Genomic DNA, 13,589 nt, shown 5'->3' on the forward strand with positions numbered 1-13,589 from the left:
ACTGTTGTTAATATAAAAGAAGAAGTATGACATCAGACTGTCATACTTCTTCATAAAGTTTGAGTGTGTTTTGAAGCTGCTCTTTTAAAATACCTCGCAATGCAGGGGGTTCGAGGACTTCGGCCCCGCTGCCGAAACTCAGCAGAATGGACCAAAGCCAACGAGCTTCCAATGGCTTATACACAGGAATTCGCATCGTCATGCTTTTATCGGAATGAAATTCCTTGTCGACTTGATGAAACTGATCCAAAGCTTCTGCCAAAGCCTCAGGGTCCACCCGGATTACTATTTCCTCCACCTGATCTACCCTGTTTGAACAGCCAGCCTCTTTGGGTACTTCATGTTGTGATTGAAAGGTATCCTGCGTCAGGAACAAATTCAGCATCCGGGAAAGACGAAACTCCCGATAGTCCTGCCGTGCCCGGCAATAACCATAGATGTACCAGTTACTATATTTAAAATGAAGCTTTACTGGTTCCATTTCACGGGTTGTACGTTCATTTTTTACACTGATGTAATCAAAACGGACAACATTTCGTTCCGCTATAGCCGCACGTAAAAGAGGAAGTGCGTCAGGATCCGTACGCCGGGTTTCAAGATCCACCGCGAGACTAGAAGTCTGTGGCTCCGTTCCTATCGTTTGCAGCCGTTCAATGGTTCCTTGCGTATGCTCATCTTCAAACACGGAAGAGAGACTGTTAAGTACAGTAATCAGAGAAGTGACATCATACGAACGGAGCAGGCTTTTATCCATTTTATATCCGTCCATAATGCCATATCCACCTTTAGTACCCTGATACGATACGACCGGGATACCAGCGGCACAAATCACATCGATATCCCTATAGATTGTTCGCTGGGAAACCTGAAACTCTTCAGCCAGCTTGGAGGCAGATAAAACTTCGTGGTTCAATAGCTTGTAGATCATAGAAATCAATCGTTCCAATTTCATGTGTGCATTCCCACCCATTAGTCCATTTCGTGTTACAGCGTGATTATATCATAGATTTTTTCGGGCTAATTTTGGGAGGGAGGAGTTTTGTTGTTGGTGATGAAGAAATATCCTATGACAGAGTCTGACAGAGCCGATTAATTTATTTACAGATTAAATCCGCAGGCTCTGATAAATCATTAACAGAAATAATAGCATCGTTTTTTTTCACAGGTGGGGTCCAATATTGCTCATTCCCAGGCAGGTCATCGAACCATTCGGCGTCCTTTGGACAATCTAGAATCATGAATTTTCCGTATTCCTGATCTCTGGATTGATGGTATTTGAGATAGGCTTTCCCGTTATCAATGGCGAGAATTTCTATTTTTCCTGAGGTGTGGCTCATGGATAAGCGTACTCTTTTGCCAAGTCCTGAGGTTCTAGCTTTGGCTTCTTCTACAATTTGATAGACTTGCTCGAGCGGTAATACGAAATCCCGGTTTCCGGCAACGGGCCGGTTCACAAAGAAGTAGTAGGGTGTAACGCCAGCCCATGAAAGTCGGTCCAGTAGTTCCCCTAAAATAATGGGATCATCGTTGATGCCTTTGAGGATGGGAGTCTGATTTACGACAATTGCCCCTGCGTTGTGGAGAGCTTTAAATGCTTTTTTGGCTTCAGGTGTGATTTCACGAGGATGATTGATGTGCGCCATAACATAGATTCGTTTGTCTTCGGTAGAGTAAGTACGAATCAGCTCCAGCAGCTCTTCGTCTTCAGAGATCCGCATCGGATTAAATACGGGAATTTTGGAACCTAGTCTAATGATCTTAACATGCTCAATGCTTCTTAGATTTTCAATAATGGATCTTAGCTTCGGTGTGGAGAGAATTAAACTATCCCCACCCGTAAGAAGTACGTTGTTAATCTCCGGATTCTTTGCGATATACTCCAAGCCCGGAGAGACATCAGCCATCGCCTCTTTCACGTCATTTCGGAACAGACGCTTACGAAAACAGTAGCGGCAATAAGCCCCGCAGACCTCGGATACAATCAGTAGTGCAGTGGTTCTATACTTGTGCTGACAACCAGGTACCACATAATTCGTGTCCTCATCGGAGGCGTCCCAGCGCCCATACTCCAGCAGTTCACCTTCGTTAGGAATAACCAGCTTACGGATGGGATCATCTGGATCATCCCAGTTAATCAAAGACAGATAGTAGTCATTTACACGAAAAACAAATTTGTCTGTAATTTCTTTCAGATTCTCTTTTTCCAGCTCAGACAACATAGCTATTTTGTTAATATCCGTGAAGTACTTTACCTTTTGCACGTACATCTCTCCTTTGTCTCGTAGTGTGAGAAATGAGGGAGCCTTAGTGTCAAAGGCCAATCTACTGCCAGCAGGGTCCAAAAAAAGCACAAAAAGAGACCCTTAGCAAGGGTCTCTGGTTATGTAAATAACATGAAAAGCAGACCCATCCACTGCTGACGAGGTTAGCTGACGGACTCGGGTAAGATGGTACCCTACATTCTAATACTCAATGATTCGCCCCAATTAACTGGTTCCCCCGCTTTTCAACTGTAAAAGTTGGAAATTAAGCGTAGATAAAGTATACCCTATGAAGTTTTGAAAAGTCAAAAGAGAATCCTAGATTCACCTTCAATTGCTAGCGCTACTTCCGCCGAGTAGTTTAGGCAGCAGCGTTAGTAGCTTCTCCCGGGTTAACGCATCACTGGAGTTCCATTTGCTTCCATCGAGCAGATAAACATGTCCCTGGCGTACTGCCGGGAGACTGTTCCAAAGTGAACTGTCTAGTAATCGTTCCATCGCAGCTCGCGAGTCTTTGCGTTCCGGAATGAACATGAAGATATGATCTCCGGCGTAGGCAGGCAGTCGTGTTGGATCAACTTCGGCGAACCCTAACTCTTCGTCCAATATGGCTTGGATCTCTTCGGTCGGTTGTAAACCACATGGGGCATAAAGCGCAGTGGAGAATCCGGACATTCCCATAGCATATAGATGATCTCCATGATCATAGACCAAAGCAGAGGCGGTTTCTCCAACTTGGAGAGTTGTCGAGTAAAGCTGCTGCCACATGGCAGCGTTTTTGATTGTGAATGACTCCAGCCATGCTTCGGCTTCGCGCTGTTTACCTAGCCAACTGCCTAATGTCCGCATTCGGTTGTCGAGAGGCGCAAATGAATCAAAGGTGAGTGTCGGAGCGATACCAGAAACTGCTCTGTAGGCTCTTTCATCACTATTTGCCAAAATGATCAAATCTGGGTTTAGGGAAGCGGTCAACTGCGGGTCCAGTGGAAACCCGACGTTGGCGAGCTTCTTAAGCCGATGTTTATAGACGCTGTTCCGGGCGAATGCTTCATCTCCACCGATAGGCTTTACAGCTAACGCGAGAAGGTCGCCAAGTGTCTCGCCATGATAGACAATACGTTTCGCTCGTTCAGGAATTTCCACCTCATGACCCGTCCAATCCTTGACGGTAAGCTTACGACCTTGCTGATGTGCATATTGTCCGGGTGTAACTCCGGTTTTTTGCCGAAAGCGGCGGCTGAAATAGTATTCATCCGAGAAGCCGACCAGTCTGGCGATTTCCCGCAGTGGTTCAGTCGATTCCTGCAGGAATCGTTTGGAATGATTAATACGCAGATCCGTCAGGTATTCAAGCGGCTTTTTACCCGTAAGCTGCTGAAAGATCGGTGTATATTGCCAGATTGATATTCCCGCCAGTTCAGCTAACTGCTTCACGGTGATACTCTCTGTATAATGCTCCTGAATGAATGTTATGGTCTTTTCTACGGATTCCGTAGGACTTGGCAGGTGTTTGGAAGGGTAATTATGCTCAAAAAGTAACAGCAGCAATTCTTGGAATTTTAATTGTCGCTTGAATTGTTGTACATCATCGGTGTTATTCCTGTTCATGAGCAGGTCTTCGACTAGTCGGATTACCTTGGTGAACGGGTGCACAATTAACTCCCGCCTGCCGGAAAGCAGCTCTCCAGAATATCGTTTAGGAAGCTTGGTTGTATAAATTGCTGTAAAGGTGATGAGGTAATAATACAACGTCAGCTCCTGGTTGTTCGTACTATAGGAGATTCCAGGAGATAGTAGATAACATTTATCCGTACTTAGTATCACGCTTTGATCATCGAGGTTCAATTGTCCGTTCCCTCCAGTAAATATGAGAAGGGTATAGTCCCGGGTTGTACGCGTTATAGAGCTTGAATCGGCAGCTTGAATCATCAGTTCGGCCTCGTTTAGCTGAAATAGCAGAGAGTGGAGTGGGGGGCAGGACGATGATGTATGCAGCATGGGTTCAGCCTCCGTTCATTTGGTGAGAATGATTATCAATGAATTCATTGTATATAAAAAAAAGAAGCATATCAACAGCTGTTGACATGCTTCTTGCAGTTTTTTATCAGCCTTGTGTTAAACACTTCATCTCGGAAGGTTATTTCATATTCAATAGCTGTGGAATTTCGCCAAGCAGCCATTCTCTTGTTGTCGCATCACTTGAAGTCTTCATGATGTCTTGTGTATAGACATATCCGTTCTTGACGGCAGGAAGGCTCTTCCAGATAGGGCTCTTTAATAGATTCTCTGTGGATTGTTTTGCTTCTTCTGCCACTGGAGTCAAGATGAATATCCGGTCTCCGGCATATTCTTTCAGGACTTCCATGGAAACTTCCTGGAACCCTTTACCTTCATCAAGTATCTTCTGAATAGCTGGAGTTGCCTTGAAGCCATTCTCCCCATAGAGTACCTGTGAAAGTCCGGTTGCTGCCATTATAAATAGTCTGTCTCCTGGATAATAAGTGAAGACCGCAGCCGTTTCGCCCTCTTTCATGCCTGCGGATTTCAATTGCTTCCACATGTTCTCTTCAGCGGTTTTATACTGGGCAAGCCATGCTTCTGCTTCAGTCGTTTTACCAACAATTCCACCAATGTCCAGCATACGTTCCTGGAGTGGGGCAAAGGTATTAAATATTATCGTTGGTGCAATTTTGGAGAGCTGCTCGAAATCAGCTTCATCTGTGCCCGCATAGATGATCAAGTCAGGCTGAAGCTCCAATGTTTTTTCCAGATTGATAGGGAAGCCTACATCCTCCACACCTTGCAATTGATCTTCAAAAATCTGGCCTTCCCCCATAGAAAGAGGATAACCTACCGCCTGCACACCAAGTGCGAGCAAATCGCCATAAGTTTCTCCAGAATAGATAATTCGCTGCGGATTCACTGGAATCTCTACAGTATGTCCTATGTAATCTGTATAGGAGCGGGTAGTCGCTGCAGCTTCATCTGTACTGCTATCTGAGGGTTCTGCTGAAGGTGCCGCGGTTGCAGCGGAAGAGTTCCCGGTTGCGTTTGCCGTACTATTGGCAGAGGATTGTTCCTTTGAGTTTCCGCACGCCAGTAGCAATGTACTCAGCAAAAATAGTACACATACCACAGCGAAGAACTGTCTTACCTTGTTCATATCTTATTGCCTCCCTATTATATGTAACGACCACCAATAATGATAATCATTCTCGATTAAAAACTATCATAAATTAAAGCCTCTTTTTACTCAATGGACAAAAAATAACCCCGTAATTTGTTTTGTACAATCAAGTAAAAAGGATGTGGTTGAAATTATTTTAAATTATTTTTAGCTGCTTGGAAAAATACTCTAAATAACAGCAATGGAGAGAAAGAGAGGGAGCTTGCCTTCATAACAAACTTGGCAGAAGGAATCCCTTGAAGCACATAGGATTGTGGTGTTTTTTTGAATCTGATTATTGTTATGTATTAAGATGTTCAGGTGATGCAAAAATTCAGGGTTGTCCGCATTGATTGTAATCGTTATCATTACGTGGCATGTTATCTACCGTGCTTGACGTCAGTAGAAGGGCTTTGTTATGGTTTTTATAGTCAAACGCAAGCCGAAATAGCTTTTTGTAGAATATGCAGAAGGTTTTGCGTAAGATATTCTAACCAAACATAATACGAGGGAGATGGTTGATTGTGATCAAAGGAATTATTTTTGATTTTGACGGAACGATTATCGACACGGAGACTGCTTGGTACACCGCATTTAACGAGGCTTATGCAGAATATGGAGTGGACCTGACGCTTGAACAATATTCCACCTGCATCGGCACGAGCTTGAACAGTTTTAATCCTTATGAATATTTGATGACTGATCTTAAGCTCGCAATTGACAAAGAAGAGTTCAGCAAGGCTGTTAAACAGAGACACAGCAAACTTATGGAGCTTGAAACAATAAGACCAGGTATTCAGCATTATCTTGATTCTGCCAAGGCAGCTGGACTGCGCATAGGGCTGGCCTCAAGTTCTTCCCTGGAATGGGTGGAAAAATATCTGAATCAATTGGGTATTCGCGAGTATTTCGAATGTGTTCGGACTGCCGACCATGTGGCAAAAGTGAAACCAGATCCGGAGCTATATAACCAAACGTTAGCTTGTCTTGGAATCACAGCTGATGAGGCGGTTGCTATCGAGGATTCACCGAATGGATCTAAGGCAGCGGCAGCAGCTGGCATCCGTTGCATTGTGACGCCTAACGAAATTACTAATTTTCTTGAATTCGATAAGCAGCACCATAAAATTGATAATCTAAGTCTTCTTGAATTTGATCATGTAGTTACTCAACGTTGCTTCGTATAGAGAAACCGAGAAACTAAGTTCAAATTAAAGGGGGATACCAAATTGAGAGCCGTACATTTTGGAGCGGGCAATATTGGCAGAGGTTTTATTGGGCCTATGTTGTCGGACTCCGGTTACAATGTTTGTTTCGTCGGAAGAAATAAGAGTAAAATTGCCCAATTGCAAAAACGTGGGCAATATCCTGTCACCCTAGCTAACAAGAACCGGGACAGCTTTATCGTTGATAATGTTACTGCGATCAATCTGAATGATACTGAGGACGTTACTAGAGCTATAGCAGAAGCTGAAATTGTGACAACTGCAGTCGGAATATCCGCTTTACAAGATATTGCTGAGACCATTGCGCAGGGCATCGAACGAAGGCTTGAAAACAACAGAAATCTCACCCCTCTTCATATCATCGCCTGTGAGAATGGGATTGGAAGCAGTCAGAAGTTGAAAAAATCTGTTTATCGATATATGAAGCAATCCTTCAAGGAGCTTGCTGACCGCAATGTCGCTTTTCCCAATGCGATGGTGGACCGGATTGTACCTATGCAGAAAAATACAGATTCACTTGAAATCCTCGTTGAACCCTTCAGTGAGTGGGTTATTCCCCGCAGTGGAATGATTGGTAACTACAATGAAATTAAAGGCGTCCATTATGTAGATTCGCTGGCGCCATACCTCGAACGGAAGCTATATACTGTGAATACAGGTCATTGCAGTGCAGCCTATTTTGGATACCTGGAAGGTTATACTAGCATTCAAGAAGCGATGTCTGATCCCGAAATCAGAGCTCGTGTTCACGGGGTGCTTAAGGAAACAGGGACCTTATTGGTGCATTTATATGGCTTCAAGCCCATAGAACATGACCGGTATATAGAAAAGATGATGGAACGATTCACTAACCCCAACTTTAACGATAAAATTACACGTGTCGCCCGCTCCCCGCTTCGCAAGCTTTCACCTAATGATCGACTCGTAAAACCGGCAATGCTTGCTCATGAACTTGGTTTTGAGACCTCACATTTAGTCTCAGCTATTGTTTCTGCACTTTATTTTGATTATGAAAAAGATCCAGAAGCCTTACAGCTTCAAGCGGACATCCGAAACCACGGGCTAAGTGAAGTCATTGCTACACAACTAAAAATCCCTACGGAGCATCCGCTTCATGGTCGCATTATTTTGGAGTCCAACAAATTACGCGCGAGATATCCTCATAGGACTAGAATGAAGACAGTAAACGTCAGGGTACCCTACTTTTAATATAAATTGATGGTTATAAAACTATAAAAGAGTGTTCTCTGCTGGATGGGCAAGAACACTCTTTTTATAGGTTATGAAGTTCTGTAAGTGTCCCTAATCCAATTCAATCCGCAGAACAACCGGAGTCTCACTGCGAACCGAGGTTGTTTTTATAATCAGGGCTTCATCGGTTCTTTCCCATGCAGGTTGTTCCTCAAAACCTAAGATTTTGATCTGTTTAATCATCCCATGGAAGTGAGCAGAGTTTTCTTTAAGGGATTTGATTTGCACTATACCGTTGTTTGGATAGACAAGAACAGTAGCGTAAAGATAACTGCCTTTTACCGTAAAGCGGATATCTTCATTAGTGAAAATTTTCGTGATCCCATCTGTAAACTGACCTTCAACGATCTCTGTAGGGCCTTCCCCGAAGGTGCGCCAGTAGGTCGTATCATAGATTGCTTCACCATTCACCTTTAGCCATTCTCCGATGCCAAGCAGAATCTCCTGATCCTGAGCTGGAATGCTGCCGTCCGCTTTAGGGCCTATATTCAGCAGCAAGTTGCCGTTTTTGCTTACGATATCTACTAAATCTTTGATAATTTCTACGGCAGATTTATAATCATTTTCCGGTGTAAAACACCATGAATTTTTAGCTACTGCTGTATCCGTTTGCCAGAAATAAGGTTTAAGCCCGGAGAAATGACCTCTCTCAATATCTGGGATCGCTGAGCCAAACATGAAGGCATCATGCTTATAATTGATTGCAACCGGAGTTCCCCATTCCTCTCCCTTGTTGTAATAGTAAGCAGCGAACTTTTTGAGATAGGGTTTGAAGGCGGCTGTGTGAATCCACCAGTCAAAGTAAAAGATTTTCGGCTGATAATTGTCTACCAGCTCGCAGCAGCGAATCAACCAATCCTCCAGAAATTCTTGATTGGGTGGGGAGCCGAATAAATCCTGATGATCGGGTTCGGGCATGGATGGCCAATAGAGATCTCCACATACAAGCGGTTCATGGATATCGGAATCAAATTCCTTGCCATGAGACAGGAAGAACCAGTGCTCAGCTCTATGGGAAGATACACAAAACTCTAATCCCTGCTGCTCAAAAGCGTCTTTCATTTCCCCGACTAAATCCCGCTTGGGACCCATCTCATATGTGTTATAGTAGGAGTAAGCGCTCTTATACATTTGAAAGCCGTCGTGGTGCTCTGCAACAGGCATCACGTATTTGGCTCCAGATAATTTAAAGAGATTGGCCCATTCCTCAGCATTGAAATGCTCAGTCTTGAACAAGGGGATGAAATCCTTATAGCCAAAGGTTTTATGCTCGCCATAAGTAGCAAGATGATGTTCATATTCCCGTGAACCCTGGATATACATATTTCGGGGATACCACTCATTGGCGAAAGCCGGAATAGAATAAAGACCCCAATGAATGAAAATACCAAACTTAGCGTTCTCATACCACGTGGGCACTTGAAATTGACTTAGTGAATCCCAATCGGCTTTGAATCTTCCAGTTGCAATCGTATCTTCGATTACTTTTAAATATTCGCTTTTATCCACCATTTTGCAATCATCCTTTCAAACGTTTATTTCTTCTTCATTGTAGTGAATGGATGTGGGAATCAAAATGTAGGACATTAACTTTTAGATGTACAAAACTAACCTGATAAGGCGGAGTAAGGGATGGATAACCATGTTTTGCTTACTAATTATTTATCCAATTTAAAGGTTGATTTATTTATGGCTGATTACAATCTTTGTGGCCGTGACTGGAGAGATCTCGACTATACACCTGACTATAGCAAGTTTTATTTTATTTGCGATGGGGAGGGTTGGTTAAAGATCGGGGATCGAGAATATTATCCGAAGCCTGGTCAGCTTTTTTTGATGCCTGAGGGAGTTAAGCAATCTTATTCTTGCATAAGTGATCAACCCTTTGAGAAGTATTGGTGCCATTTCAGCGCAAAAGTCGGAGACATTAATCTATTCAAAATGTTAGAGTTAAGTCATGTATGCAGAGAAGTAGATCCTCATGTAATCCAAGAGATTTTCAGCAGCCTAACGAGTCATATGAAATCTGATGCGGTGTATGCTCATTTATTAGCCAAAAGTAAGTTAATGGAGTTATTTTCTTATTTTATTATGAACATAGATGTAGACGAAACCACTTTTAAGAATCTAAGCTCGATCGAAAAATTAACGAAAATATTAACGTACATAGACGCCCATATCGAGCGTAATATCACCATACAGGAGCTTGCCGAGATTGCGTACATGCATCCCAACTATTTTATCCGGCTATTTAAACAGCAAATCGGAGTTCCACCCATTCAGTATATCACCAGAAAAAAGATAACTAAGGCCAAGGAGCTATTGAGGGGGACGCAAAGTTCTGTCGGTGAGATTGCCCATGATCTTGGTTTTAGCGATCTCTATTATTTCTCCAAACAGTTCAAAAAAAATGTGGGTTTAAGCCCTTCGGAATTCAGACAAGGAACAGTAGCAGTGAAATAAATAAAAGAAGACCGTCCTGTGTGGTAGAAACCAACCAGAGACGGCCTTTTTTATAAGTGGAAGAGATTAGAGCAGTGAGACAGTGAAACGGAAGATGTACGGGCGATTAGCCGGCAGAGTGAACTCTTCGTGGGTTGGTGCGCCCCAGCTGTCGTCCCCGCCAACACCCATTTGCTTGTAGTTAACTCTTAGTACGCTTTTGTTCGAGACTGGCAATTTATAGACGTGGTCATGGGCTTCCAGTTCCTCAGGCTTCCAAGGCAGGGCATTAATTTCGATAGGCGTTGCACTTTCAAAATAGAACCCTGATCCATCGTTGCTCTCTGTAATAGAAGCGAATCTGACATCAGTCTTGTTGCCGCACTCTTGAGGTTTGAGATAAGGTGTGAATTGATCACTGACCTTACCAGTGTAACGTCCAAGTGGGGCTCCGGTTTGTCGATCCCAATAATTCTCATGAGGTCCGCGGCCGTACCATGATAGGGTATCAAGACTTCCATCTAGAACGAACATCATTCCGAACTCAGGGATTTCTGGCAGAACGCTGCTGCCCGGACTCAGTTCTTGCGTGATCTCTAAAGTCCCGTCAGCGCGAATCACATACTGAACCCGAAGCGTGGAGTCCGGACTTGTAGCCAGAAGGTAGCTGGCAGAGACGAGACAGAGAGATCCTTCGGTTCTAAATGTAAAGCTGATTAAGTGTTGTTTATGCGATGCCTGCTTCCATACTGCACACCGCTGTGGCAATTTATTACCGCAATCATTATCTGTGACTGCTCTCCAGAAGTTAGGTCTTACAGGCTCAAGCAGACGTTCTTTGCCTGAGGAACGATAAGAGTTCAGAGCACCCGTAGTGGTACTAAAGCTCAGTTCGAAATTATCACCTTGTACGTTCAAAACATTCTCAAGCTCGCTGACACGCAGTGTTTCTGTGGTTCTCTTTGAGGTATTGGTTACGAAACGAGGTGACAGAATGAACTGTTCCCAAGCGATTTCGTGATTGGCTTCTGCCCATATAGTTGCTGAAGGCTGAATAAAGGAAAGATTCAGAACTGCCTCATGATTGCCACGCAGTGAATCCAGCTCGTAAGGAACTTTGCATGAAGTGCTCTCACCTGGTGCACATGAGATCTTCAGTAAGCCTTCTTGCGCAGTTACTCCGTCTAAACGAACTTCCCATTTGAGATCGTATTCCTTTAAGTTGGTAAATAAGAAGGAATTGCGAATCTGGAAGAGTCCTTCTAGGATATTTTCAGTCGTTACTTTAATATTCTGATAACATTTTTTGACCTCAAAGAGCTTAGGAGTAACCGTACGATCAGCAAAAAGCAATCCGTTGCCACTAAAATTGCCGTCATGAGGCGATTCACCAAAGTCCCCGCCATAAGCGAGATATTCAATTCCCTCGGAGGTGTGGGTCCGAATGGCTTGATCTACCCAATCCCAAATGAATGCACCTTGAACAATGTCATATTTGTCGAACAAGTCACAGTATAAGTGCAGCCCACCGCATGAATTGCCCATGGCATGACTGTATTCGCAGAGGATATAAGGCTTCTTCGGATTATTAAGCGCATATTTTTCAACATCCTGCGGTTTAATGTACATAGTAGATTCTATGTCACTTGCTGCTTCCGATTCTCTACAGTGAAAGATTCCCTCATAATGAACCGGCCGCGAAGGATCGGTTTCTCTCAGGTAGTCGTGCATAGCGATAAAATTGTCGCCTCCGAAAGATTCATTGCCGAGAGACCATATGATGACTGAAGGGTGGTTTTTGTCCCTTTGCATCATGGAGTTGCAGCGGTCAATGACATTGGCCCGCCATTCCGGTTTGCTTCCAGGAACATTCCCGTCATTCAATCCTTCTTGGCTGTATGCCCAAGTGCCGTGCGTTTCCAGATTGGTTTCGTCAATTACATATAATCCGTATTCATCACATAACTCGTACCAGACAGACTGATTCGGGTAATGGGAGGTTCGAACGGCATTAATATTATGTGTTTTCATTAATTGGATGTCGCGCAGCATATCTTCTTTGGCTAAAGCACGACCTGTGTCACAAGAGAACTCGTGGCGATTGACGCCCTTAAGCACGATTCTTTTGCCGTTGATCTTCATAAGTCCGTCTCTAATCTCAAACTTGCGGAATCCAACCTTACAGCTGACCGTTTCTTGTGTATGCCCGTTGTCGTCATTTATAGACAGGACTAAGGTATAAAGATAAGGGGTTTCAGCACTCCATTTAAATGGCTGCTCAACCGGGGCAGAAAGCTTGAGTTGCTGGACGCCTTCTTGCTCAAAGGAACCAGTAGTGGAGATAGGAGTCTCCCAAACAGGCTGGTCCTCTTTATTGTAAAGCTGCATTTGCAGTGTATATGGGCTTTGCTCATTAAAGTAATTTTCCACCTGGATATCTACATTTAAATCCGCATGTACGAAGTTTTCATCCAGGTCGGTGTGGACGAAGTAATCAGCAATATGAACGGAAGGCGCCGAATAAAGATAGACTTCCCGAAAAATACCGCTAAGGCGCCAGAAATCCTGATCCTCTAGCCAGCTGGCATCACACCAACGATAAACCTCGACAGCTAGTTTGTTGTCCCCTGCAACTAAATATGGGGTGATATCGAACTCTGATGGAGTAAATGTATCTTCACAGTACCCGACAAGTTCACCGTTTACCCAGACGTAGAAAGCGGATTCAACACCCTGAAAGCTTAGGTACACCGGTTGACCATTCCAAGACTCAGGTACAGTAAAGGTTCGAAGATAAGAGCCTACTGGATTATATTTTGTTGGGGCAAAGGGGGCTTTAAGCTCTGGCTCGGATTCCGCCCAAGGATACCGGAGATTTGTATATTGTGGATAGTCGTAACCTTGGAACTGCCAGTGGGACGGTACAGGAATTGTATCCCAATTACTGCAATCGAAATCGGCTTTATAGAAATCCACAATTCGTTGATCCGGTGTTTCGGAAAAAGCGAATTTCCAAAGCCCATTGAGGGTTTGGTAGAAAGGTGAGGTTTCTTTATCGTTAGTTAGCGCTTGGGATAAACTACGGTAAGGGATCATGGAGGCATGTGCATCCAATCGATTTAATTCAAAAGTCTCTGGGTTGTTATTCCATTCCGGATAACCGTTAGCAGGTGGCTGGTAGACAAACTTTGCTCGCATGAGTTGATCTCCTTTATAATCATTGTAATGTTATTATATTCATAT

9 protein-coding genes and 1 riboswitch are annotated in these 13,589 nt (G+C 43.7%); of the genes, 3 read left to right on the forward strand and 6 right to left on the reverse strand.

What is annotated here, in order from left to right; genetic code table 11:
- Window positions 1-40: 40 nt before the first annotated feature.
- From NYE72_RS11015 to NYE72_RS11030, 4 genes are all read right to left on the reverse strand, one after another.
- Entirely contained in the window at window positions 41-952 is a 912-nt protein-coding gene (locus NYE72_RS11015) for a YafY family protein (RefSeq protein WP_076143229.1), read from the reverse strand.
- Between the two features lie 142 nt (window positions 953-1,094).
- A complete protein-coding gene (locus tag NYE72_RS11020; protein ID WP_036689715.1) occupies window positions 1,095-2,261 on the reverse strand; it encodes a KamA family radical SAM protein in 1,167 nt (388 codons plus the stop codon).
- Between the two features lie 140 nt (window positions 2,262-2,401).
- Window positions 2,402-2,543, reverse strand: a riboswitch (cyclic di-AMP (ydaO/yuaA leader).
- Between the two features lie 48 nt (window positions 2,544-2,591).
- Entirely contained in the window at window positions 2,592-4,259 is a 1,668-nt protein-coding gene (locus NYE72_RS11025; RefSeq protein WP_339211785.1) for an AraC family transcriptional regulator, read from the reverse strand.
- 139 nt (window positions 4,260-4,398) lie between these two features.
- Complete coding sequence (locus NYE72_RS11030) at window positions 4,399-5,424, reverse strand: ABC transporter substrate-binding protein (RefSeq protein WP_339211786.1); 1,026 nt, start codon at window positions 5,422-5,424, stop codon at window positions 4,399-4,401.
- Window positions 5,425-5,951: 527 nt separating this feature from the next.
- Here NYE72_RS11030 and NYE72_RS11035 point away from each other — a divergent pair.
- The gene (locus tag NYE72_RS11035; protein WP_036689719.1) at window positions 5,952-6,614 is read left to right on the forward strand and encodes an HAD family hydrolase; all 663 of its coding nucleotides are present in this window, start codon (window positions 5,952-5,954) and stop codon (window positions 6,612-6,614) included.
- A 42-nt stretch (window positions 6,615-6,656) separates the two neighbouring features.
- Window positions 6,657-7,862, forward strand: a complete 1,206-nt coding sequence (locus NYE72_RS11040) for a mannitol-1-phosphate 5-dehydrogenase (protein WP_094903805.1) — start codon at window positions 6,657-6,659, stop codon at window positions 7,860-7,862.
- Window positions 7,863-7,955: 93 nt separating this feature from the next.
- Here NYE72_RS11040 and NYE72_RS11045 read toward each other — a convergent pair whose 3' ends face one another.
- Window positions 7,956-9,416, reverse strand: a complete 1,461-nt coding sequence (locus NYE72_RS11045; RefSeq protein ID WP_339211787.1) for an alpha-L-fucosidase — start codon at window positions 9,414-9,416, stop codon at window positions 7,956-7,958.
- Window positions 9,417-9,536: 120 nt separating this feature from the next.
- Between NYE72_RS11045 and NYE72_RS11050 the strand changes: the two genes are divergently transcribed.
- Window positions 9,537-10,367, forward strand: a complete 831-nt coding sequence (locus NYE72_RS11050) for an AraC family transcriptional regulator (protein ID WP_339211788.1) — start codon at window positions 9,537-9,539, stop codon at window positions 10,365-10,367.
- A gap of 66 nt (window positions 10,368-10,433) precedes the next feature.
- Here NYE72_RS11050 and NYE72_RS11055 read toward each other — a convergent pair whose 3' ends face one another.
- On the reverse strand, window positions 10,434-13,544 hold the full coding sequence (locus NYE72_RS11055) for a glycoside hydrolase family 2 TIM barrel-domain containing protein (protein ID WP_339211789.1): 3,111 nt from the start codon (window positions 13,542-13,544) through the stop codon (window positions 10,434-10,436).
- Window positions 13,545-13,589: the final 45 nt, after the last annotated feature.

Source organism: Paenibacillus sp. FSL L8-0333 (genome assembly GCF_037965665.1).
Classification (GTDB): Bacteria; Bacillota; Bacilli; order Paenibacillales; family Paenibacillaceae; genus Paenibacillus_AQ; species Paenibacillus_AQ odorifer.

Bases quoted from the DNA above. Each gene is read 5' to 3' on its own strand.
- NYE72_RS11025 (WP_339211785.1), bottom strand. From the start codon at position 4,259: ATGCTGCATACATCATCGTCCTGCCCCCCACTCCACTCTCTGCTATTT.
- NYE72_RS11030 (WP_339211786.1), bottom strand. From the start codon at position 5,424: ATGAACAAGGTAAGACAGTTCTTCGCTGTGGTATGTGTACTATTTTTG.
- NYE72_RS11055 (WP_339211789.1), bottom strand. From the start codon at position 13,544: ATGCGAGCAAAGTTTGTCTACCAGCCACCTGCTAACGGTTATCCGGAA.
- NYE72_RS11015 (WP_076143229.1), bottom strand. From the start codon at position 952: ATGAAATTGGAACGATTGATTTCTATGATCTACAAGCTATTGAACCAC.
- NYE72_RS11050 (WP_339211788.1), top strand. From the start codon at position 9,537: ATGGATAACCATGTTTTGCTTACTAATTATTTATCCAATTTAAAGGTT.
- NYE72_RS11045 (WP_339211787.1), bottom strand. From the start codon at position 9,416: ATGGTGGATAAAAGCGAATATTTAAAAGTAATCGAAGATACGATTGCA.